This is a genomic window from Prauserella muralis (genome assembly GCF_003202285.1).
Classification (GTDB): Bacteria; Actinomycetota; Actinomycetes; order Mycobacteriales; family Pseudonocardiaceae; genus Prauserella_B; species Prauserella_B muralis.
In genome coordinates, this window is sequence record NZ_MASW01000001.1 from 1977652 (window position 1) to 1998848 (window position 21197).

General features: G+C 72.7%; 22 protein-coding genes. 16 read left to right on the forward strand and 6 right to left on the reverse strand.

Annotation, left to right across the window (positions count from 1 at the left end):
- Positions 1-111: 111 nt before the first annotated feature.
- Complete coding sequence (locus tag BAY60_RS10530; RefSeq protein WP_112280535.1) at positions 112-552, forward strand: hypothetical protein; 441 nt, start codon at positions 112-114, stop codon at positions 550-552.
- 132 nt (positions 553-684) lie between these two features.
- Here BAY60_RS10530 and BAY60_RS10535 read toward each other — a convergent pair whose 3' ends face one another.
- Positions 685-897, reverse strand: coding sequence for a KTSC domain-containing protein (locus BAY60_RS10535; RefSeq protein WP_112280536.1), 213 nt, complete (start codon positions 895-897; stop codon positions 685-687).
- 241 nt (positions 898-1138) lie between these two features.
- On the opposite strand from BAY60_RS10535, the gene BAY60_RS37040 reads away from it, so the two are divergent.
- Positions 1139-1306 carry a hypothetical protein gene (locus BAY60_RS37040; RefSeq protein ID WP_170160345.1) on the forward strand — a complete coding sequence of 56 codons (168 nt, stop codon included), beginning with the start codon at positions 1139-1141 and terminating at the stop codon, positions 1304-1306.
- Between the two features lie 19 nt (positions 1307-1325).
- On the opposite strand, the gene BAY60_RS10540 is transcribed toward BAY60_RS37040, so the two are convergent.
- A complete protein-coding gene (locus BAY60_RS10540; RefSeq protein ID WP_211330219.1) occupies positions 1326-1934 on the reverse strand; it encodes a TIGR03086 family metal-binding protein in 609 nt (202 codons plus the stop codon).
- Positions 1935-1987: 53 nt separating this feature from the next.
- On the opposite strand from BAY60_RS10540, the gene BAY60_RS10545 reads away from it, so the two are divergent.
- The 10 genes from BAY60_RS10545 to BAY60_RS10590 all read left to right on the forward strand — a co-directional run bounded on the left by BAY60_RS10545 (position 1988) and on the right by BAY60_RS10590 (position 12562).
- Positions 1988-2443: a MarR family winged helix-turn-helix transcriptional regulator gene (locus BAY60_RS10545; protein ID WP_112280538.1), complete on the forward strand. Its 456-nt coding sequence runs from the start codon at positions 1988-1990 to the stop codon at positions 2441-2443.
- Between the two features lie 27 nt (positions 2444-2470).
- Positions 2471-3340: an SCO6745 family protein gene (locus tag BAY60_RS10550; RefSeq protein ID WP_112280539.1), complete on the forward strand. Its 870-nt coding sequence runs from the start codon at positions 2471-2473 to the stop codon at positions 3338-3340.
- Positions 3341-3843: 503 nt separating this feature from the next.
- Positions 3844-4110 carry a hypothetical protein gene (locus tag BAY60_RS10555; RefSeq protein ID WP_112280540.1) on the forward strand — a complete coding sequence of 89 codons (267 nt, stop codon included), beginning with the start codon at positions 3844-3846 and terminating at the stop codon, positions 4108-4110.
- 16 nt (positions 4111-4126) lie between these two features.
- Positions 4127-4615, forward strand: a complete 489-nt coding sequence (locus tag BAY60_RS10560; protein ID WP_112280541.1) for a hypothetical protein — start codon at positions 4127-4129, stop codon at positions 4613-4615.
- A gap of 3 nt (positions 4616-4618) precedes the next feature.
- Positions 4619-7549: an ATP-binding protein gene (locus tag BAY60_RS10565; RefSeq protein WP_112280542.1), complete on the forward strand. Its 2931-nt coding sequence runs from the start codon at positions 4619-4621 to the stop codon at positions 7547-7549.
- 85 nt (positions 7550-7634) lie between these two features.
- Positions 7635-9731 (forward strand): polysaccharide biosynthesis protein, encoded by a 2097-nt coding sequence (locus BAY60_RS10570; protein ID WP_112280543.1) that lies wholly within the window; start codon positions 7635-7637, stop codon positions 9729-9731.
- Positions 9732-9740: 9 nt separating this feature from the next.
- On the forward strand, positions 9741-10349 hold the full coding sequence (locus BAY60_RS10575) for a hypothetical protein (protein ID WP_112280544.1): 609 nt from the start codon (positions 9741-9743) through the stop codon (positions 10347-10349).
- 2 nt (positions 10350-10351) lie between these two features.
- Positions 10352-11341 (forward strand): C40 family peptidase, encoded by a 990-nt coding sequence (locus BAY60_RS10580; protein ID WP_112280545.1) that lies wholly within the window; start codon positions 10352-10354, stop codon positions 11339-11341.
- 29 nt (positions 11342-11370) lie between these two features.
- On the forward strand, positions 11371-12309 hold the full coding sequence (locus BAY60_RS10585) for a hypothetical protein (RefSeq protein WP_112280546.1): 939 nt from the start codon (positions 11371-11373) through the stop codon (positions 12307-12309).
- Positions 12310-12349: 40 nt separating this feature from the next.
- Complete coding sequence (locus BAY60_RS10590; RefSeq protein ID WP_112280547.1) at positions 12350-12562, forward strand: hypothetical protein; 213 nt, start codon at positions 12350-12352, stop codon at positions 12560-12562.
- Here BAY60_RS10590 and BAY60_RS10595 read toward each other — a convergent pair whose 3' ends face one another.
- Positions 12563-13513 carry an ATP-binding protein gene (locus BAY60_RS10595; protein ID WP_112280548.1) on the reverse strand — a complete coding sequence of 317 codons (951 nt, stop codon included), beginning with the start codon at positions 13511-13513 and terminating at the stop codon, positions 12563-12565.
- 112 nt (positions 13514-13625) lie between these two features.
- Here BAY60_RS10595 and BAY60_RS10600 point away from each other — a divergent pair, with 112 nt between their 5' ends.
- Genes BAY60_RS10600 through BAY60_RS10610 form a run of 3 tightly spaced genes read left to right on the forward strand, consistent with a single transcriptional unit; the run spans position 13626 to position 16181 of the window.
- Entirely contained in the window at positions 13626-15047 is a 1422-nt protein-coding gene (locus BAY60_RS10600; protein WP_112280549.1) for an RNB domain-containing ribonuclease, read from the forward strand.
- Complete coding sequence (locus tag BAY60_RS10605) at positions 15028-15414, forward strand: DUF4326 domain-containing protein (RefSeq protein WP_112280550.1); 387 nt, start codon at positions 15028-15030, stop codon at positions 15412-15414. Before BAY60_RS10600 ends, BAY60_RS10605 begins: the two co-directional genes overlap by 20 nt.
- Positions 15411-16181, forward strand: a complete 771-nt coding sequence (locus BAY60_RS10610; RefSeq protein WP_112280551.1) for a helical backbone metal receptor — start codon at positions 15411-15413, stop codon at positions 16179-16181. The genes BAY60_RS10605 and BAY60_RS10610 overlap by 4 nt, the downstream gene beginning before the upstream one ends.
- Here BAY60_RS10610 and BAY60_RS10615 read toward each other — a convergent pair.
- Both BAY60_RS10615 and gabT read right to left on the reverse strand, forming a co-directional pair.
- Positions 16153-17580: an aldehyde dehydrogenase family protein gene (locus BAY60_RS10615; RefSeq protein ID WP_112280552.1), complete on the reverse strand. Its 1428-nt coding sequence runs from the start codon at positions 17578-17580 to the stop codon at positions 16153-16155. The genes BAY60_RS10610 and BAY60_RS10615 overlap by 29 nt on opposite strands.
- Entirely contained in the window at positions 17577-18911 is a 1335-nt protein-coding gene (gabT, locus tag BAY60_RS10620) for a 4-aminobutyrate--2-oxoglutarate transaminase (RefSeq protein ID WP_112280553.1), read from the reverse strand. The genes BAY60_RS10615 and gabT overlap by 4 nt, the downstream gene beginning before the upstream one ends.
- 75 nt (positions 18912-18986) lie before the next feature.
- Between gabT and BAY60_RS10625 the strand changes: the two genes are divergently transcribed.
- The gene (locus BAY60_RS10625) at positions 18987-20444 is read left to right on the forward strand and encodes a PucR family transcriptional regulator (protein WP_112280554.1); all 1458 of its coding nucleotides are present in this window, start codon (positions 18987-18989) and stop codon (positions 20442-20444) included.
- On the opposite strand, the gene BAY60_RS10630 is transcribed toward BAY60_RS10625, so the two are convergent.
- A complete protein-coding gene (locus tag BAY60_RS10630; RefSeq protein ID WP_112280555.1) occupies positions 20441-21184 on the reverse strand; it encodes a cache domain-containing protein in 744 nt (247 codons plus the stop codon). The genes BAY60_RS10625 and BAY60_RS10630 overlap by 4 nt on opposite strands.
- Positions 21185-21197 lie beyond the last annotated feature (13 nt).

A 21197-nucleotide genomic window follows, 5' to 3' on the forward strand; every position in this document is an offset into this window, starting at 1 on the left:
TCGTGTTCCTGGTTGTCGGCACGGGTGTCCTGTCACTGCTGAACGACTTCGGGCTGAACGCGTTCAGGCCGTGGCAAATCTGGCTGATCATCATCATTGGGCTCATACCTGATGTCGAACCCGTTCAACATCGACACGATCTCGGCGGGTGCGGACTGGGTGCAGTGGCGCCGAAGCCGGTTGAAGAAGTCGAACTACGTCAAGCTCTACGAGCTCACCAAGATCCGCACGAGCTACGGCAGCGGCGAGCTGTACCTCGCGATCTACGACGACGAGCGCGGCATGGACCGCAGCTTGTCCGAGTGGCACCGCGACCGCCGCATCTGGCGCTACACCTGCGCCGACGGCAGTCGACGCAGCATCGCGAGAGGTGATGCTCTGCAGGTCGTGGATTGCCGGTACGGAAGCTCCATTGCCGTGCAGGCGAGCGACGTAGCCCGACTGCTCGGTTCGGACGACGGCCACGGTGCCGTCATGCCGGCAGCCGACGCACGAGCGCTCGCGGCCCCGCGGCGGGTCGTACCACGCGCAGACATTCCCGGGTCGCTGTAGCGCTGGTCCCGGGCCGGAACGGTCTGTGCCGGAGCCGACTCGGTCGTCCGCGGGCCTCGCTGAAACCGGGAGCAAGGGACCTTTACTCCCGCGAAACGAGAGTAAAGGTCCCTTGCTCCCGTCCGCGGGGCGTCAGGCGAGGCGGTCGTAGTCGTAGTTGTCGCGGATGTGCGCGTTGTAGTAGCGGCCCTTGCTGGCTGCGGCCAGCAGGCCGGTATAGACCTCCCGGGGCACGGCGAAGTACCGGTAGATCCGGCCGGTGTGGAACTCGACGTCCAGCACCCTGCGGGCGCCGTCGTAGCCCGCCGCACGCAGGCTGGACGACTCGAGGGGCCTGCGTCTCATCCCCGCTCCCGGAACTCGAGATCGTGCGAAAGCACTCATCCCCATGATGTGCCCGGCGGGCGCGGCTCTCACTCGCCAGAAGGACATTCTCGCCACACCGTCTGCGGCGGGGGCGTTGCGGCCCGAAATTGTCGCCCACCCGGCCTAGAATCGGGACACGCGAAGAACCGGTTCCGCGACCAAGGACAGGCCGATTGCCGCCCACACGAGACGTGGGCGACCCCGATGGGGATGGTGAACCATGGTCAGCGCCGAAGACCGAGACGAGCTGCGCGAAGCCAGCGAGCTGATCGTGCGGGTGATCGAGCGCCACCGGGGCGAGGACCTCAGGGCACTCAGCATCTTCACGTCCGCGTTGCAGGAGCTCCGCGTCGGCGCCCGCTACCTCGCCGCCACGGATCCCGACTGAGCCGCCGCTGCCCAGCCCCTCAGCCCGGCCAGGTGGGGGAGCGCCCGAGCAACAGCAGCGTCCGTTCGAACGAGTCCGTGGCGCCGGAACCGGGCAGGGCAGGACCGAAGAACGCACCCTGCTCCTTCCGCTCGGGGCCGTCCGGAACCTGCTCCGCGACCCGCAACGCGGCTTCGGCGATGTCGCCGTCGGGGGCGAACGGCAGGCCGAGGCTGCGCGCGACGTCCCAGCCGTGCACCACGTAGTCCACGAAATGCGCCGACACCGCGAACGGCGCGGGCGCTGTGACACCGGCGCCGAACTCGGCCAGCGCGAACTCGCTGCCGGAGACGCCCGGCGCCGCGAAGGCCGCCAGCACGTCCTCGGCCGCCCGCGCGTACTCGGCAGCGTGGTCCTCACCGGGCGGCGGCTGCCGCCACACCGCATCGATGTCGCCATGGCCGCGGGCCGCCGCCGCGAAGCCGTAGTGCTGGGTCGTCATGTGTGACACCAGCTCGTCGAGCGTCCACTCCGTGCAGGGCGTCGGCCGGTCCAGGTCCTCCGGGCGGACCCGCCGTACCAGCTCGATCGTCTCCCGGACCGCGCGCTCGTGCAGACCTAGCAGAGTTTCCCAGCCAATGGTAAGCACGAGCATACGATATGCTGATGCTTATCATAAGTCAAGGCGACTAACCTGTCGCCATGCCCGAGCAGCCCGACGGCAGGCGCGACGATCTCGCCGCGATGCTGGGGCCCCTCGTGCAGGTGCTGGTGGCCGCGGAGCAGCCCGTGCTGGCCGAGCACGACCTGAGCATGTGGGGCTACGCCGTGCTGTGCGGTCTCGGCGACGAGCCCGTGCGCACCCAGGCCGCGCTGGCGCAGGCCATCGGCGCGGACAAGACACGCATCATCGGCGTGCTCGACACCCTGCAGGAACGTGGCCTCATCGAGCGCGAACCCGATCCCGCCGACCGCAGGGCGCGGTTGCTGCGCCTGACCGGCGAGGGCAGGCGGTTGCGCGACGACGTGCAGCGCAGCATCCAGCAGGGCGAACAGCGCTGGCTCGGCCGGCTCCCCGCCGACGAGCGCGCCGTCTTCCTGCGCGCACTCGCGCGGCTCTCCCGGCTCGCCCGCGAGGACCTCGACCGGTCCCGCTGAGGCGCCCGCGCCGTTACCCTCCGCCTCATGGACCAAACCGAAGCCCGCACCGCCGCCGCCCAGTGCCACCGCGTCCTCGAACCCCTGCATTCCATGGTCTACTTCGCGCCCGAAGCCGAGCAGGCCTTCTCCGACCTGGGGCTCGAAGGCGGCCGGATGGCGTACTTCGCGAGCCGCTCGGCACCGCTCGGCCCCGTCAACGCGGGCGTGGTCAGCGCGACGTTCTACAGCTTCAACCCGGAGCTCGTCGCGCGGCACATCCCCAGGGCCTGGACGCTCGCCGAGCCCGCGAAGATCGTCGAGGCCCGGTTCCAGGCGGCCGAAGCCGCGCTGCGCAGGCTCCTCGGCGACGAGCTCGCCGGCTCCGACCGCCTCGCCGAGCTGGCCGGGCTCGTCCGGGAGGCGGCGCAGGGTTGCACGCCCGAGGGCAGGCCGCTCTACGCGGGGCACGCCGAGCTGGACTGGCCCGCCGGTCCGGTGCAGACGCTCTGGCACGGCGCCTCACTGCTGCGCGAGTACCGCGGTGACGGGCACATCGCGGTGCTGGTCGGTCACGGTCTCGGCGGCCTCGACGCGCTCGTCACCCACACGGCCACGGGGCAGGGCTTCCGCGAGGAGGCGGCCAAGAAGCGGCGTGGCTGGTCGGACGACCAGTGGACGGCCGCCGTGGACGGCCTGCGGGAGCGGGGCCTGCTCGACGCCGCGGGGGCGCTGACCGACGCCGGCGTGCGCGAACGCGAACGCATTGAGGACGAGACCAACGCCGCGGCCGCCGTGCCCTGGCAGAGGGTGGGAGCGGAGAAGGCCGGACGCATCCGGGAACTGGCGAGGGAGCTCAGCCGGGCCGCGGTGGCGGCGGGGGCGTTCCCGCCGGACCTCTTTGCCGCCCGCCGGTGAGTGGCCGGGTGAAAAACCCCCACAACGGGCTAAGCCTGACTCTCCGTCGTCGAAATCGGGGGCAGCTGTATGCTGTGCGTAGCCCGGATCGCTCGTTCGGCTGGTTGTCAAATCGGTGTGTGTTGCCGAGGACAGTCACGAACCGGCTCGTTGGCAAGAGCCCGATCGGGGCATGGTTCACTGTTACCGCCCTCTTTTTCGGGGACCACCCAGTACCCACAGTAAGAAGGATCTACGCGTGTGAGTGAGTCCATACGCACACTAGGAAATCCGGGTGGACAGGGTTAAACCTGAACGTCGATACGGCGATGATGGAGGACGGACGAGTTTCAGTGAGTGCGATCGCGATGTGTGCCGGGTGGAGTGGCGGCCTCGCTCCGGTGCCCTTTGACCCCTACATGTCGTAACGCCATGATGTTGTCTGAACACGGCAAGTGCTGGAACCTCTGCCTGACGCACACCTGTGCGCCGGGCACCACACTCCGGGCACTCGGGAGTACGCGATGACCACGATGACCCTTGCGACGCTGGCGCAAAGCGGCGAGCTCGGCACGACAGGTGTGCGGGCCTGGCTGATCGACAACATTATTCCGCTCGTATTGCTCGCTGTCGCGCTGTTGCTGCTCTGGCTGGGCGGCGGCAAGGGCGACAATGCCGGCGTGATGCGCAGGCTGGCCGGTGTGGTGGTCGCGCTCGCGATCATCGGCCTGGCGGTGAGCGGTCTCGGTGTCGATGTCGGCGAATGGATCGCCGGCTTGTTCACCGGCTGACGCGGGACGCGCCGCAGTGCGTATCCGTACCGATGACGAGGTCTACCGGGTCGACGCCGTCTGGCTCGGCCCGCCGAAGGCCACGTTTCCGTGGCGTGCCCGCTATGTCGCCTGGGGCGTGGGCATTCCACTGTTCCTCGTGGTGCTCGGGGTCGAGCGGCAGCTGGGCTTCGGCTTCGGCTTCTTCTCGACCGCGTGGGCCTTCGTCATCACCATCGCCCTGACCCGCCTGATCACGGCCAAGATCAGCCACGAACGGCCGTTGTCCTCGGTGTTCGCGATGTGGCTGCGGGAACTGCACGCCCCCCGCGAGCGCACGAGCGGCACGGGAGGGGCGGCCAGCGCCAGCAAGATCAAGGTGAGAACCGAGCGACCCCGGCCCAAAGCCAAGCGCGGGCGACCAGGTCCCGCTCGCGGGCCGTCCCGACAGAGTCCCCACCCGGGGTTCGGTACTGACACAGCACGAGCGCGCCGCCGCCGATCCCCGGCGCCGGCCGGGAGGTAGTCGTTGTTCGGTCGCGACCGCAGCCGGGACGCAACGCAGCCGGCACAGTCGAGGCAGGCCGAGGGCAGTCGCCGCGGCCGGCGGCTGCCCGGCGAGCAGGCCATACCCACCTACACGCCGTCCATCGCGGCGCGCACCATCGACGGGCACCTGCTGCGCACCGGCCACGAGGTGTACGCGTGGTACCGGCTGGCGCCGCAGCGCTGGTCGTTCCGCTCCGACTCGCAGCGCCGTGACGTGATCGCCGCCATCGCGGGCCAGTACGCCGAGCTGCAGGGCCGCTGGCTGCACCTGCGCGTGACCAACCGGCCGTACCCGATCCGGATGTGGGCCGAGGCCCACGTGCACAACGCGCACAACCGGCCCTCCGACGTGCCCGGCTCGCTGTCCTTCGACGACTACCTCATCGGCGAGCAGCAACAGCTCATGGGCCGCTCGATGGCGGAGAAGGAGGTCTACCTGGGCGTCCAGGTGCAGACCCGGCGAGTGGTCGACCGCGCGGTGGAGCGCGCCGCGCCGCTGCTGCGCCGCATCGCGCCCGAGTTCGTCGACGCCGAGCTCGTCGCCCTCGACTCCGAGGTCGAGCACCTCGACCAGGTGATCGGCTCTTCCGGGCTGGAGGGCCGCCCGGTGCACGCCGAGGAGATGTCCTGGCTGATGCACCGCTCGTGCTCGCTGGGCCTGCCCGCGCCGAGGAACCTGCCCGCCGTGCCCGGCTCCACGTGGGAGCCCGAGGACCTCGCGAGCTTCACCGACGCCGCCGACTTCCACTGCGACCCCTACGCCCCGACGGTGACCGTGCGCGGGCGCACCGGCTCCAACGCGGGCGTCAAGCGCAACGTCGCCGTGCTCACGGTCGGACTCATGCACGGGCTGCAGATCCCCGAGGTCGATGACCCGTGGGTGCAGCACGCCGACCGGCTGCCCGCCGCCGTCGAGTGGTCGGCGCGCATCTACGTGCGCAGGCCCGAGGAGGTCGCGGGCGAGCTGCAGCGGCAGATGAACAAGGTGCGCTCGCAGGTCAAGCACTACACCGACGAACACGAGCTCGAGCCACCGCAGTCGCTGGCCCGGCAGGCCTCGCGGGTGCTGGAGATCGACGACGAGATGACCTCGGGCTTCACGGCGCTGGCCACCCGGGTGCGGTCGTGGTGGCGGCTCGCGGTGTCCGGTCCCTCGGAGCGGGAGGCACTGCGGCTCGCGCAGCAGCTGCTCGACCTCTACAAGCCGAAGATCGCCATCGAGCATCCCGAGGCCCAGTACGCGATGGCCAGGGAGTTCATCCCCGGCGAGCCGCTGGCCTCCGGCGCCTACATGCGCCGCGGCTCGGTGGTGTGGGCGGCCTCGGCGGTGCCCACGGCCACCGCGGAGGTCGGCGACCGGCGCGGCATTCTGCTCGGTGAGACCTGCACCGCCACCCGGCGGCCCGTGGCCTGGGACCCGTGGATGGCGCAGGAGATCCGCGACGGCTCCGGCCTCACCGCCATGGTCGCCGGGCTCGGTGGCGGCAAGTCGTTCCTCGGTGGCGGCATCGTCTACAAGACCATGCGCGCGGGGGCGCACTGGACGATCTTGGACCCGTCCGGACCGCTGTCGCGGTTGTGCGAGCTGCCCGAGCTGCGCCCGTACGCGCGGCCGATCAACCTGCTCAACGCCCAGCCGGGCATCCTCAACCCGTACCGGGTGGTGGCGGAGCCGCTGCTCGAGCACTTCATGGACGAGGAGGATCCGGAGCGGGCCTGGCGCCGGGAGCGGGCGCTGGCCGGCGCGACGCGGCGCCGCCTCGTGCTGGACGTGCTGACCGGCGTGCTGCCCTACGACGTGGCGAGGATGCCGCAGACGCGCATCGTGCTGCTGCGGGCCGTGCGCACCGTCGGCGGGCGCTACGACGCCGACCCCGGCCAGGTGATCGACGCGCTGCGACGGGACTCCAGCGAGCACCACGAGCACGCCGTCGTGGTCGCCGACTTCCTCGACGAGCTGCGGGAACGCATGTCCCTGCTGATACCGGAGACCGACGCCGACCCGTACTCGGAGACCCGCGACGACCGGCTCACCGTGCTCACCATGGCGGGGCTGACGCTGCCGAAGGAGGGCGTGGGCCGCGAGCACTGGACCGACGCCGAGGCCCTCGGCGTGGAGATGCTCAACCTGGCGGCGTGGCTCACCCAGCGCTCGGTGTACGAGAAGTCGAAGGACCTCCGCAAGGGTGTCTGGATCGACGAGGCGTTCTTCCTGTCCGAGGTGCCCACGGGCCGCGTGCTGATGAACCGGTTCGCCCGTGACTCGCGGAAGTGGAACGTCCGGGTCCTGCTGTCGTCGCAGATCCCGGCCGACTTCCTCCGCATCCAGGGCTTCGTGGCGCTGCTCGACTCGGTGTTCGTCGGCAGGCTCGACGACGACGAGGCCCAGGCCGACGCGCTGCGCCTGCTCAAGGTGCCGGTGGGCGTCGGGTACGAGCAGGTGGTCTCGGCGCTGGGCAGGCGACCGGGCTCGCAGCGCGAGCTGCAGCGTGACCGCGATCCGCGGCAGTTCATCTTCGGCGACGGCGCGGGCGGCGTGGAACGCATCCGCGTGGACTTCTCCGGGCCGCACCTGGAGCATCTGCGGTCGGCGCTCGACACGACACCGGGCGCGGTGCAGGAGAAGCCGCAGAAACCGGGCACGGCCCGGGGCGACGAGGAACCCGAGTACCACGTGCCGGAACCGCCGCCGGACGACGAGCTCGAGGAGGACCTGGAGCTGGCGGCGGAGCTGGAGATGGGGCTCACCGAGGAGCAGCTGCTCGGCAGGGCGGCGGCCGCCGACGGCGACCAGGACGCGGCCGAGCCCGAGGACGCGCGCGACGGCAGCGCCGGCGTCAACGGCGCGGAGGAGAAGCGGGAGCAGCACGCGGGCGCCGGGAAGAACGGCACCGGCAGGGATGCCGCATGAGGAGCCTTCAGCCGTGGCACCGATGCCGGGCCGGCCACCGGGAGTGCGCCGGCCGTGAAGCACGCGGACTCGTGGAGCGGTCCGCATGAGCACCCTGCTGACGCTGCTGGTCGTTCTCGGCTGCGCGTGGGCGTGGCGGCGCGTGCGCAGGCGGCGGCAGGGTGTCGTGCGCCCGGCCCGGGGGCACGAGAGACGCCGGTCCCTGCTCCTGGTCGTCGCCCTGCTCGGGCTGCAGCTGCTGGCCACCGCGCCACCGGCCGCGGCGCAGAACTGTGAGGCGCCGAATCCGGAGCGTCCGGGGTCCGGCATGGTCGGCGCCGTCGACCCGCCGCACGGCCAGGGCGAAGCGCGCAGCGCCTATGTCGACTACGGCTACGCCGGCATGGTCTGGCACGTCTACGACTGCGACAGCGGTGCGCTCGCGATCTCGGACCCGAACACCACGGTCGACACGTGGGCGGGCAACCAGCTGTACAACATCGGCAAGAACATCGTCGGTGCCACGAACGCACTGCACTACACGGTGATCAACAGCCGGCTGCTTGCACCGCTCGACAATGCGGTCTCCAGCGGCGCGGAGAAGGTCTACAACAACATCTACGCGCAGCTGTTCGGGCTGTTCGCGCTGTTGCTGGCGATCTTCATGTTCCGCAACATCTGGCGTGGTGACCTGTCGACGGTGAGCAGGCGGGCGTTGCTGGCTCTAGCCGGGGTCTGGCTCGCGGCGTCGTCCATGGCGATGCTGCGCTATTACGACACGATCGACGACGCCATCGTGCGGACCACGTCGCAGATCCAGGCGGGCTTCGTCGACGATTCCGAGAACCGCGTGGTGCGGCACGTGCTGCCGACGATGCTGCACAACGAGGTCGTCTACAAGAACTGGCTGCGCGGCGAGTTCGGATCACCCGACGCGCCGCAGGCCGAGCAGTTCGGCAGGCGGCTGCTGGACGCCCAGGCGTTCACCTGGAACCAGATGGTCAACGGCGACGACGGCAACCAGCAGGTCATCGAACAGAAGAAGCAGAACTTCGAGAACATCGCGAATCAGCTGGGACCGGCCACCGGGTACTTCACCGGAGAGGACGGCAGTCGTACCGGCACGGGTCTGCTCAGCCTTCTGCAAAGCCTCGTCTACGCGTTGTTCCAGCTGTTCGCCAAGCTGGCCGTGTTGCTCGCGCAGGTCCTCGTGCGCCTGTTCACGCTCACTGCTCCGCTCATCGGCCTCGTGGCGATCCTGCACCACGACATCCTGAGGCGCGTCGGCAAGGTGCTCGGCACGGTGGTCTTCAACCTCCTCGTGCTGTCCGTCCTAGCGGGTGTGCATGCCCTGCTGCTGCAGGCGATCTTCTCGGCGGGCAGTGCACTGTCGATGCTGACGCAGATGGTCATCGCGGGACTCGTCACGGTGCTGCTGTTCATGGTCGGCAGACCTGCCCGGCGGCTGTGGCAGATGGTCGAGATGTCGGTCAGCATGGTCGGCTCCGCGGTGCCGACACCCCGCGGTGGGCTGTTCTCCCGCTTCCGCAAACAGTCGACCGAGCCGACACCGCAGGACGAGTTCTGGCGCACCGTGCGCGACGAGGACGAGGCCGCGGGCGGGTCGCAGACCCGGGGCCAGGCGGGTGCCACGCGTGGCCGGGGCCGTCCGGAGGCGGCGGTCATGGCCACCGCGCAGCGGCTGGACTCGACCTCGGGCGGCGCGATGCACCCGGCCTCGCACTGGCCCGGTGCGGGCGGCGGCACGCTGGAGGGCGCGGGCGGCCGGCCCGCCCTGCCCGCCGGAGGCGGTGCGCCCGCGGGCGCGTTCGCCGGGTTCACGCCCGGCCGCTCGCCGGGGGACTACATGCAGCAGCAGCGACCCACCGTCACCGTGCCCAGCAGGCGCGTCGACACCGTGCCGGTGAGCGACCGCAGCTGGGACCGCGGCGACGACGCCGACCCGTTCGTCGTGCCGTCGCGCATCGCCTCGGCGGGGTCGGCGGCCGAGGGCGCGGCCTACCAGACGCCACCCCCGCGAGGGCCGCAGCCGCCGCCCCAGCCGGTCGGCGCCGCGCCACAGCCGCGCCGGGTGGAGCCGGAGCTCGTGGCGGGCAAGCCGGTGTTCGTGCTGTACCGGCCGTCCCGCGGGCTGGAGGTCCGGGGCGACGACGTCCGCGACACCGACCACCTGGTGCGGTAGGGGGCCGGGATGCCGATTCGCACACACCGGGGCCGGGCGGCGGTGTACCGCCGCCTGTGGGGCTGGCCGCTGCGCTCGCCCGCTCACCTCATCGGCACGGCGATCATGGTCGTGGCCATCGTCGTGGCCGCGGGCATCGTGCTGCCGCGGCTGCTCGGCGGCCCCGGCGACGCGGGCGCCGCGTCGCCGACCACCACCGAGACCTCGGCGGGCAGCGGGGAGACCCGGCCGGGTTCGGGGGACACGCTGTCCACGAGCGCCCTGCCCACGCGGCTCTCCGAACCGCTGGCCTCACCCACCACCGCGCCGCCCGCTCCCGCCGCGCTGGACGTCGCCAAGAAGTGGGCGTCCGCGTGGGTCAAGCACCCGAAGGGCATCACCAGCGAGCAGTGGCTGAACGGTCTTCGCCCCTACACCACCGAGGAGTACCTGCCGGTGATGCGGTCGGTGAACCCGGCCAACATCCCGGCCACCAAGGTCACCGGTGAGCCCAGGGCCGCCGCCTCCTACACCAGTTCGGTGGAGGCGCACGTGCCCACGGATGGTCCGTCGCTGAGCATCACCGTGGTGCGCACAGACGCCGGCTGGCGCGTGGCGCACTACGACCAGGTGGGCTAGCCGTGCGCGCCGGGGTTCTGGTCGGGTGCTTCACCGCGGCCGTCATCACCGTGTTGCTGGCCGCGGGCATGGTGACCATCCTCGACAGCAGGCAGCAGGCCGCCGGGGTGACGCCGCTGAGCTGCGACGCCGCGCTCGGGCCCACCCAGCCTGGCCAGCGCGACCGGGGCGCGGGCGAGGCGGCCGAGCTGGACGCCGAGCAGCGCGCCATCGTCGCGCTGATCATCTCGATCGGCAAGGAACGCGACCTGTCCCCGAGGGCGTGGCAGATCGCCATCCAGGCGGGGATGACCGAGTCGCGCCTGCGCAACCTGAACTACGGCGACCGCGACTCCCTCGGCATCTTCCAGATGCGCCCTTCGATGGGCTGGGGCACCGTCGCCCAGGTCACCAACCCGCCGTACCAGGTCAACAAGTTCTACGACGTGCTCGAGTCCGTCCCGGGCTGGGAGCAGATGCGGCCCGGTGAGGCGGCGCAGGCTGTCGAGCGCTCGGCGTTTCCCGACCGCTACCACGACTGGGAGCCGATGGCGGTGCACCTGGTCGAGAACGTCGGCAACATCCAGGACGCCACCGGCTGCGGCCAAGGCATGGGCCCCGTGCTGCCACCCAACGAGGTCGCGGGCAAGGCCATCCAGTTCGCGCTCGGCGAGCGGGGCAAGCCGTACGTGTGGGGCGCGACGGGCCCCGACTCCTACGACTGCTCCGGGCTGATGCTGCGGGCCTACGAGGCGGCGGGGATCACGCTGCCGCGCGTGTCCCGCGACCAGTACAAGGCGGGCGCGATGCTGCCGGTGGAGCAGGCGCAGCCGGGCGACCTGCTGTTCTGGGCCTACGACCCGTCGAACCCGGCCACCATTCACCATGTTGCGATGTATCTGGGCGACGGGAAGATCGTGGAAGCGCAGCAGAGCGGCGTCCCGGTGCACACCCGGCCGGTGGCGTGGGACGAGGCCGAGCTGCTGCCCCAGGCCGTGCGGCCGGGCGTGTGAGGCGTTCGTTGTGACGAGGAGTGACAGTCATGGCCAAGAAGTGGGGTAAGCGCGGCAAGTCCGGCAGGCAGGACCCCGGTCTGGACGCCGACCCGCGCACCATGTTCGGCGTCCCGTCGGCCCCGCGCAACGCGCCCCCGGCGTCGAGTACCCCGCTCGCCGACTACCTGCGCCGGGGCTGGCCGGGCGTCGAGGCGGGCTACGTCGTGCTGCCGCGTTCCCTCGCGGAGTCGATGCCGCTGCCGTGGCAGCAGCAGATGACCAACCTGCTCGCCCAGTTCCACGAGACGCACGGCCGCCTGTCGTGGCCGACCTACCGGGTGGTGCCGTCGCGGCCGGAGCGGCTGGTGGACCTCGACGAGGAGCAGCTCGCCGAGGCCGGGTACCTCGTGGAGATCGACGGGGACGGCGAGATGGTGTACCGGGAGCGCAGCGGCCGCAAGGTCGAGGACCCGGACAACACCACCGTGCTGGTGTCCTGCCTGGACCCGATCGTGCGGCAGGTGGAGCAGGCGCGGGCTCAGGCACAGGCGGCGCAGCCGGGCGGCCCGGCGCCGATGAACATCGGCCCCCAGCCGGTGTGGCGGACCACCCCGCAGCCTGCGCAGCCGGCCGCGCCACCGTTGCCGCCCCCGCCCACCGCCCGGTCGGTGGCCGGCTCGGCCGGGCAACGCCCCGCGGCCTCGCCCCTGCCGGAGCAGCCCGTCCAGCGCCCGGAGCCGGGTCCGGCTGCCGAGCCACCAGCGGTGGATCAACCCGCGCCGGAACAGCCCGCGGAGCGGGCACCGGTCTCCGAGCAGCGGTCGGCGCCGGAGCCGCGGGCAGCGGCCGAGAGCGAGCGCCGCGAGCGGGGCTGGTTCGACGAGATGCCCGGCGAGGGCGGCGGGCGGCGGACCGAGCCGGGTGGCGGCGAGTTCGGCCCGACCGGCGACGAGCCGACGGAGATCCCCTACCGTTACCGCCCCTGAGCGGGGTGCTGCCGGCCCTGTCCCGTGCGACGCTGGAGGTATGGCACCGATGAGCAAGGATCCGAACCCGGACCCCGGATGGTGGTTCAACACCAGGACGGGCGAGGTCGAGCACGGCGAGGTGTCCAGGGCCATCGACCGGATGGGGCCCTACCCGGACGAGGAGACGGCCCGGCGGGCGCTCGAGATCGCTCGCGAGCGCACCCGCCAGGCCGACAAGGCCGACGCCGAATGGGGCGGCGAGGACCAGTAGCTAGCTCGACGCCGTCGCCAGCGGTCCCGGCACGAAGTCCGGGTCCACCTGCGCGGCCAGTTCCGAGCCTGCCCACGCGTTGGCGTTGCGCAGGTGGAACTCCACGGCCTGCCGCTGGTAGGTCTCCCAGTCCCGCGTCGTGGAGTCCACAGTGGAGAGCATGGTGCGCAGCGTGCCGAGGTTGTGCGGTTCCAGCTCGCCGATCGGGCGGGGCCTGCCGCGCTCGGCGGCGCGGACGTGCCCGGATCCGGTGACCCAGCCCAGCAGGGACTCGCCGACCTGCTCGCGCAGGAAGTCCACGTCCTCGTCGTCGGTGACCTTGTTGCCCACCACGGCCAGCCGCACGCCGAAGTCGCGCGCGTAGCCGGTGTACTGTCGGAACACGCCGACGCTGCGCACGGTCGGCTCGCACACCAGGAACGTCACGTCGAACCGCGTGAACAGGCCCGAGGCGAACGCGTCCGCTCCCGCGGTCATGTCCACCACGACGTACTCGCCCGCCTCGTCGACGAGGTGGTTGAGCAGCAGCTCGGCGGCGCCGACCTTGGAGTGGTAGCAGGAGACGCCGAGGTCGTCGTCGGCGAACTGGCCGGTGACCGCCAGGCGCACGCCGCCCACCCGGCGCACGCACGCGTCGGTGATCGGGTTGTTCTCGCCGAGCGTCACCAGCCGCGACCCGCGTCCCGGCGGCGTCGTCTTGATCATCGCCGCGGCGCTGGGAATGCGGGGGTTGTCACCCCGCAGGTACTCCTTGATCAGCGGCAGGTTGTCGCCGAGGGTCGGCAGCGCCGCGGCCTGCTCCTCACTCGCGCCCAGCGCCATGGCCAGGTGCTGGTTGATGTCGGCGTCGATGGCCAGCACCGGGTGCCCGGCTTCGGCGAGATAGGACGTGAACAGCGAGGCCAGCGTCGTCTTTCCGCTACCGCCCTTGCCGACGAAGGCGACCTTCACGGGTAACTCCTGAAAGTGGGATCGGTTTTCATTTCCTGTGCGCGTACCGTACACCCGGGTGAGCCGCACTCGAACGGGTCACCGGGCACCCTCGCCGCGTTAGGGTTTGGGTGTGGCTCTGGTGGTCCACACGCCGGGCGCCGGCGACTTCGCCTCGCTGCGCGCCGACTTCGAGCTGCCGGAATCCTTCCCGCCCGACGTACTCGCCGAGGCCGAGGCCGTCGCGGGCGACCCCGCCGACGCCGAGGGCGGCCGCGAGGACGCCACCGATCTGCCGCTGGTGACCATCGACCCGCCCGGTTCCAAGGACCTCGACCAGGCCGTGTACCTGCAACGCCTGCCCGCGGGCCGGTTCCGGGTGCACTACGCCATCGCCGACCTCGGCGCCTTCGTGCGGCCCGGCGGTCAGGTGGACCGCGAGGCCCGCAGGCGCGGCCAGACGCTGTACCTGCCGGACGGCAACGTCGGCCTGCACCCGCCCGAGCTGTCGGAGGGCGCGGCCAGCCTGCTGCCGGGTGCCACCCGGCCCGCCGTCCTGTGGACCATCGACACCGACTCGGGCGGCGAGCCGACCGCCGTGCGGGTGCGGCGCGCGCTCGTGCGGTCGACCGAGCAGTTCGACTACGAGACGGTGCAGGCCGCCATCGACGGCGGGCGGGCGCACCCTTCGATCGCCGCGCTGCCCGAGCTGGGCAGGCTCCGCCGCGACCTGGCGGTGCGCCGGGGTGCCGTCGAGCTGCAGCTGCCCGAGCAGGAGATCGCGGCGGGCCCGGACGGCCGCTGGCTGCTCACCCTGCGTCCCCGCAACGACGTGGAGCTGTGGAACTCCGAGATCTCGCTGCTCACCGGCATGGCGGCCGCCTCGATCATGCTCGAGGCGGGTGTCGGCGTGCTGCGTACGCTGCCCGAGGCGGGCGACGACGCCGTCGACTGGCTGCGCCGCACGGCGACGGCGCTGGGCATCGCCTGGCCCGAGGACGCCACGGTGTCGGAACTGCTCGCCGGGCTCGATCCCCGGCAGCCGTCGTCGCTCGCCCTCTACGCGGGGACGACCAGGCTGCTGCGTGGCGCCGGGTACACCGCGTTCGACGGCGGGGTGCCGGAGCTGGCCACCCACGCAGGCATCGGCGGCCCCTACGCACACGTCACCGCGCCCATCCGGCGGCTGGTCGACCGCTTCGCCACCGAGGTGTGCCTCGCGGTGACGCACGGGCGCGCGGTGCCCGCGTGGGTCCGGGCGGCGCTGGCCGACCTGCCCGAGCTGATGAGCGCCTCGGACACCCGCGCGGCCAGGGTCGAGCGGGCGTGCCTCGACCAGGTGGAGGCCTGGATCCTCGCCGAGCACGTCGGGCGGACGTTCGACGCCGTCGTGTTGCGCGCGGAGGAGAACCGGGCCGAGGTGTTCGTCGAGGACCCGCCCGTGCTGACCAGGTGCACCGGCAGCGGCTTTCCCGACAGCGGCCGCATCGCCGTGCGGCTCACCGCCGTCGACACCGAGGGGAGGAAGGTCTCCTTTGAAGGACCCGTCCGGTGACGCGTGGACCCGGTGGGAGCACGACCTGCGCGAGCAGGTGCTCGACGGGCACAGCGTCGTGGTCAACGTCCGCAGGTCCGGGCCGCACAAGCACCTCGTGCCGTGGCTGGTGGAGCAGAACCTCATCGCCTACGTCGGGCACGCGGGCAACCGGCACGCGTGGCCGGAGTCCGATTTCGCCAACCCGTTCGTCAAGGAGGGCAAGCAGGATCGCCAGGCGATGATCCGCCACTACCGGGAGTACCTCGCCGAACAGCCCGAGCTGCTGCGCCGCCTGCGCGGCGGCGAACTGGACGGCCTCGCGCTCGGCTGCTGGTGCGCGCCCCAACCCTGCCACGCCGACGTGCTGCTGGAGTACTGCTCGTGAAGGACGATCTCGGCGCCGACGTCGGTCTGGCCGGGCCGCCGTCGCGCGTGGTGTCGCTCGTGCCCGCGCTCACCGAGGCCGTCGAGGCCACGCTGCCGGGCACCGTCACCGGGGCCACCGACTACTGCACCCACCCGCCCACGCTCGACGTGCCGAGAGTGGGCGGCTCCAAGTACCCGAAGGTCGACGCCGTGCTCGCCTTGCGGCCCGGCCTCGTGCTCGCCAACTCCGAGGAGAACCGGCCCGAGGACGTGGCGCGGCTGCGCGCGGAGGGCGTGCCGGTGTGGGTGATGGCCGCTCCGGCCACCGTGCCCGCCGCGCTGACCTCGCTGCGGACGCTGTTCACCGAGGCCTTCGGGATCGCCGAACCCGGGTGGCTCACCGAGGCCGATCGGCGGTGGCGGGACGTGCCGCCGGTGTGGGCTCGCGCCGTGGTCCCGGTGTGGCGCAAGCCGTGGGTGGTGCTCGGCCGCGACACCTTCGGCGGCGACGTGCTGCGCCGCCTCGGTGTCGCGACCGTCTACTCCGGCCACGCCGAGCGCTACCCGCGCCCGAAGCTCGACGAGCTGCGCGGCCGGTTCGCCGACGGCGAGGCCGACCTGCTGGTGCTGCCCGACGAGCCGTACGAGTTCACCGACGACGACGGGCCCGAGGCCTTTCCCGGTGTGCCGTACGCGCTCGTGTCGGGCCGCTACCTCACCTGGTACGGGCCGTCATTGGTCCCCGCGCACGCCGCGCTCACAGCGTCAGTCCGGTCAGGACGGTGACGCGCTCCTCGGTGAGGTCCGTCATCGCCGCGGCAGGGCCCTCCCGGCCGACGCCGGAGTCCTTCACCCCGCCGTAGGGCATCTGGTCGGCGCGGAAGCTCGGCACGTCGCCGACCACGACGCCGCCCACGTCGAGGGTCGCGGACGCGTGGAACGCCGTCGGAAGGTCACGCGTGAACACCCCGGCCTGCAGTCCGAACCGGGAGGCGTTGACCAGCCGCAGCGCCTCGTCCACCGACGCGACGCGGTTGACCGACACGACCGGCCCGAACACCTCGTCCGCCTGCACCGACACGTCCTCGGGGACGTGGGTGAGCACGGTGGGCGCGACGGTGGCGCCGTGGCGCCCACCGCCCGTGTCGCGCCGCGCGCCCGCCGCGACGGCCTCGTCGATCCACGACTCCACCCGCCGCGCGGCGGCCGTGTTGATGAGCGGGCCGACGTCGGTCCGCGGCGAGCGCGGGTCGCCGGTGCCGAGCGCGCGCACCTTCGCCACCACCCGTTCGGACAGCTCGCCGAACACGTCGGCGTGCGCGTAGACCCGCTGCACGGAGATGCACGACTGCCCTGCCTGGTACATGGCGAACGTGGCGATCCGCTCGGCGGCGAAGTCGAGGTCGGGCCAGTCCGGCGCCACGATCACCGCGGCGTTGCCGCCCAGCTCCAGCGTGACGTGCTTGCGTGGCGCGGCGTCGCGGATACCCCAGCCCACCGGCACCGAGCCGGTGAACGACACCACCGGCAGGCGCGGGTCGGTGACCAGCCGTGCGGCCGCGTCGTTGCCGACCGGCAGCACCGACCAGCTGCCCGCGGGCAGTCCGGTCTCCGCGAGCACCTCGCCGAGCGCGAGCGCCGTCAGCGGCGTCGCGGGCGCCGGCTTGAGCACGATCGGCGCGCCCACCGCGATCGCGGGCGCCACCTTGTGCGCCACCAGGTTGAGCGGGAAGTTGAACGGCGTGATGCCCAGCACCGGGCCCCTCGGCACCCGCCGCACCAGCGCGAACCGCCCGGTGCCGCCCGGGTCGGTGTCGAGCCGCTGCAGTTCGCCCGCGAAACGTCGCGCCTCCTCGGCGGCCCAGCGAAACGTCGAGGCCGCCCTGCCCACCTCGGCGCGTGCCCACTTGATGGGCTTGGCCGACTCGGCGGTGATCAGCGCGGCGAACTCCTCGGCCCGCTCGGTCAGCGCCCGCGAGACGTGGTCGAGCGCGCCCGCCCGCACGTGCGCGGGCAGGGCGGCGGCCTCGGCGCGCACCGCGTGCGCGGCGGCGACGGCCTCCTCGACGTCCGCGTCGGCCGGCACGGCGTGCGTACCCGCCTCGCTGTCGTCGTAGGAGTGGCGGACGACGGCGGTCTCGGCACGGGTGACGGGCTTGCCCGCGACCCAGAACGGCGTGCTCATGCCGCGGCCTCCGTCCGCACGGCCTGCTCCAGCACGGTCAGGCCCTCGTCGAGGACGTCGGCGGGCAGCGACAGCGGGGGCAGCAGGCGCACCACGTTGCCGTAGGTGCCGCAGGTCAGCACCACCACGCCCTCGGCATGGCAGGCCGCCGCGACCCGTTTGGTCAGTGCGGGATCCGGCTCGGTCGTGCCGGGCCGGACGAACTCGGCGGCGAGCATCGCGCCGCGCCCGCGCACGTCACCGATCACGCCGGTCTCGGCGGCCAGCGCCCGCAGCCGGGGCAGCGCCACGTCGCCGATCGCGCGGGCGGCCCGGTCCAGCCGCTGCGCGCGCAGGGTCTCGATCGAGCCGAGCGCGGCGGCGCACGCCACCGGGTTGCCGCCGTACGTGCCGCCGAGCCCGCCCGGCGGCACGGCGTCGACCAGCTCGGCGCGCCCGGTGACGGCGGCCAGCGGCAGCCCGGCCGCGATGCCCTTCGCCGTCGCGATCAGATCGGGCACGACTCCCTCGTGCTCGCACGCGAACCAGTCGCCGGTGCGGCAGAACCCGGTCTGCACCTCGTCGGCGACGAACAGCGCGCCCTGCTCGGCGCACCATCGCGCCAGCGCGGGCAGGAAGCCGGGTGCCGGGTCGATGAAGCCGCCCTCGCCCTGGATCGGCTCCACGACCACGGCGGCCACGGCGTCGCCACCGATCTGCTTCTCGATCCTGTCGATCGCGGCGGCGGCCGCCTGCGCACCGGTCACGCCCGGTGTGTCGCGGAACGGGTAGGAGCCCGGCACGCGGTACACCTCGGGCGCGAACGGGCCGAAGCCGTGTTTGTAGGGCACCGACTTGGCGGTCAGCGCCATCGTGAGGTTGGTGCGCCCGTGGTAGGCGTGGTCGAGCACCACCACGGCCTGCCTTCCGGTGGCGACCCGCGCGATCTTCACCGCGTTCTCCACGGCCTCGGCGCCGGAGTTGAACAGCACCGAGCGTTTGGCGTGCTCGCCGGGGGTGAGCTCGGCCAGCGCCTCGCACACCTCCACGTAGCCCTCGTAGGGCGCGACCATGAAGCACGTGTGCGTGAACTCCCCGGCCTGCCTGCGCACGCGGTCGACCACGGCGGGCACGGCGTGGCCCACGTTGGTGACCGCGATGCCGGAACCCAGGTCGATGAGCGTGTTGCCGTCGGCGTCGGTGAGCAGCCCTCCGTCGGCGGAGGTGACGTAGACCGGCAGCACCGAGCTCACCCCGGCCGCGACGGCGCCCGCGCGCCGCTGCTGCAGGGCCCGCGAGGCGGGGCCGGGGATCTCGGTGCGCAGCCTGCGATGCGTGGTGGTGGCTGTCATGAGCCCAGCATGTGCCCTGCCCGGCCTCGGGTCACCACGCCGGTTCGGACAGTTCGGCGACTAGAGTTCGCCAGTATGGCACTCATCCTGCGTGCTCTGGCCGCGCGACGCGACCTCGGTCTGCGCGTCCGCGCCGGTGCGGACGGGCTCGACCGGGCGATCGCGTGGGTCCATCCCACCGAGCTTGCCGATCCCACCGCGTTCCTCGACGGAGGCGAGCTGCTGCTCACCACGGGGCTCGCCCTGGGCGGCGAGCCGCTGGACGGCTACGTGCGCAGGCTGGTGTCCGCCGGGGTGGCCGGGGTGGGCTTCGGCAGCGGCCTCAGCCACGCCGAGGTGCCCCCCGCGCTGGTGCGCGCCGCGGAACGGGCCGGGCTGCCGCTGCTGGAGGTGCCGAGAGCCACGCCGTTCATCGCGATCACCAAGGCGGTGTCGGCCGCCGTGGCCGCCGACACCTATGCCGCCGTGGTGCGCACCGGCCGGGGCCAGCAGGAGCTCACCAGGACGGCGCTGCGGCACCGCGAGCCGGGCGCTTTGGTCCGCACGCTCGCGCGGCTGGTGGACGGCTGGGTCCTGCTGCTCGACGGCGACGGCGGCGTGCGGGAGGCCGCGCCCGCCGCGGCGCGGGCGCGGGGCGAGGGGCTGCGGGGCGAGCTGGGCCGGGTGCGCGGCGGCGCCCTGCTGGTGCCCGCCGGTGACGGCGAGGCCGTCGTGCAGGCGCTGGGCGCCCGCACCCGCGGGTTCCTCGCGGCGGGAAGGGCCACCGGGTTCGACGCCGCCGACCAGCACGTCATCGCCACCGCCGCCGCGCTGCTGTCGCTGTCGCAGGAACGGCAGCGCAGTCACGGCACGGCGCTGCGGGGACTGCGCACGGGCCTGGCCCGGCTGCTGCTCGGCGGGCAGGCCACGCTCGCGGCCGACACCATCGCCGCGGTGTTCGGCCCGCTGCCCGCGCCTCCGTGGCCGGTCGTGGTCCTCACCGGTCCCCGCCGGGCCAGGGCGGCGGCCGCCGAGGCGCTGGAGGACGGTGGGCACGGCGGGTTCTTCGCCGAGCACGACGACACCCTCGTGGTGCTCGCCGACGAGCGCGCCACCGGGCTGCCGCACCGCATCACCGGCCTGCACGCCGGAGTCTCACCGTCCACAGCGGACGTCGCCGCCGGGTACCGGCAGGCACGGCGGGCGGCGGAGGCGGCGCGCGCGGGCCGGACAGCGGTGCTGCGCTACGCCGAGCACGCCGCCACCGGACTGGCCGGCCTGCTCGGCCGCGACGCCACCCTGGCGCTGGCCGACGAGCTGCTTGCGCCGCTGCGGGAGCACGACCGGCACGGCAGGGGAGAGCTGGTGCGGTCGCTGCGCTGCTGGCTGGAGCACAACGGGCACACCGAGCGGGCCGCGGCTCGGCTCGGCGTGCACCGGCACACGCTGCGCAACCGCATGGCGAAGGTGGCGGAGCTGACCGGGCGCGACCTGGACGCCCCGGGTACGCGGGCCGAGCTGTGGGTGGCGCTCAGCGCGGTGGACGAGTTCTAGCGCGCCACCAGCAGCGCGATCGGGGCGTCGCCGCAGCGCCGCAGCGTCGTGTCCGGTTCGGACACCGGCTCGGCTCCGGAGCCCCACCAGGCGGGGATGTCGAACGCCCGCACCAGCGACCCGGCGGGCTGGCGGGGCGTGTTGGACACGATCACCCTGCCCTGGGTGTTGACGAGGGCGGCGCGGCCGGGCAGCCCGCGCAGCCGCCGCTGGAGCAGACGTTCCAGCTCCCGGACGTACACGTCGGAGCCCACGACCCCGGCGAACGTCCCGCCCGCGCGCACCGGCACGGTGAAGGTGAGGGTGTACTCGTCGGTGCACAGGTAGTCGACGTAGGGGCCGGTGATGTGCCTGCGCCCGGTGTCCCGCGGCACCGTGAACCACGACTGGCGCGTGTAGTCGAGGAAGTGGTCGCTGCTCGGGTCGAGGCTGATGAACAGCTGCCGGGGCTGCGTGTCGCCGGTCGCGGTCCACCACTCGAAGCCGAGCTCCTGGTCGGCGAGCGCGTGCGGGGCCGCGATGAACCCCGCGCCGACCACGAGGCCGTGCACGCCGCTCAGCGCGTCCAGCACCAGCGGGCGCAGCCGTTCCAGGTCGGCCGCGCTCGGCGGGGACTCGCCCGCGAACAGCCCGCCCGCCTGCGTGGCGAGCGGGCCGAGGCCGTCGAAGACCGCCTCGACCAGAGCCGAGACCTGTTCGACGATCTCGTCGCCGAGCAGTGCGCGCGTGTTGGTCACCATCGATCCCACCTCG

What these genes read in the sequence shown, in the direction of transcription:
- BAY60_RS10585 (WP_112280546.1), top strand. Translation starts at nt 11,371, where the DNA reads ATGGCCAAGAAGTGGGGTAAGCGCGGCAAGTCCGGCAGGCAGGACCCC.
- BAY60_RS10590 (WP_112280547.1), top strand. Translation starts at nt 12,350, where the DNA reads ATGGCACCGATGAGCAAGGATCCGAACCCGGACCCCGGATGGTGGTTC.
- BAY60_RS10625 (WP_112280554.1), top strand. Translation starts at nt 18,987, where the DNA reads ATGGCACTCATCCTGCGTGCTCTGGCCGCGCGACGCGACCTCGGTCTG.
- BAY60_RS10575 (WP_112280544.1), top strand. Translation starts at nt 9,741, where the DNA reads ATGCCGATTCGCACACACCGGGGCCGGGCGGCGGTGTACCGCCGCCTG.
- gabT (WP_112280553.1), bottom strand. Translation starts at nt 18,911, where the DNA reads ATGACAGCCACCACCACGCATCGCAGGCTGCGCACCGAGATCCCCGGC.
- BAY60_RS37040 (WP_170160345.1), top strand. Translation starts at nt 1,139, where the DNA reads ATGGTCAGCGCCGAAGACCGAGACGAGCTGCGCGAAGCCAGCGAGCTG.
- BAY60_RS10570 (WP_112280543.1), top strand. Translation starts at nt 7,635, where the DNA reads ATGAGCACCCTGCTGACGCTGCTGGTCGTTCTCGGCTGCGCGTGGGCG.
- BAY60_RS10545 (WP_112280538.1), top strand. Translation starts at nt 1,988, where the DNA reads ATGCCCGAGCAGCCCGACGGCAGGCGCGACGATCTCGCCGCGATGCTG.
- BAY60_RS10535 (WP_112280536.1), bottom strand. Translation starts at nt 897, where the DNA reads ATGAGACGCAGGCCCCTCGAGTCGTCCAGCCTGCGTGCGGCGGGCTAC.
- BAY60_RS10530 (WP_112280535.1), top strand. Translation starts at nt 112, where the DNA reads ATGTCGAACCCGTTCAACATCGACACGATCTCGGCGGGTGCGGACTGG.
- BAY60_RS10615 (WP_112280552.1), bottom strand. Translation starts at nt 17,580, where the DNA reads ATGAGCACGCCGTTCTGGGTCGCGGGCAAGCCCGTCACCCGTGCCGAG.
- BAY60_RS10630 (WP_112280555.1), bottom strand. Translation starts at nt 21,184, where the DNA reads ATGGTGACCAACACGCGCGCACTGCTCGGCGACGAGATCGTCGAACAG.
- BAY60_RS10555 (WP_112280540.1), top strand. Translation starts at nt 3,844, where the DNA reads ATGACCACGATGACCCTTGCGACGCTGGCGCAAAGCGGCGAGCTCGGC.
- BAY60_RS10550 (WP_112280539.1), top strand. Translation starts at nt 2,471, where the DNA reads ATGGACCAAACCGAAGCCCGCACCGCCGCCGCCCAGTGCCACCGCGTC.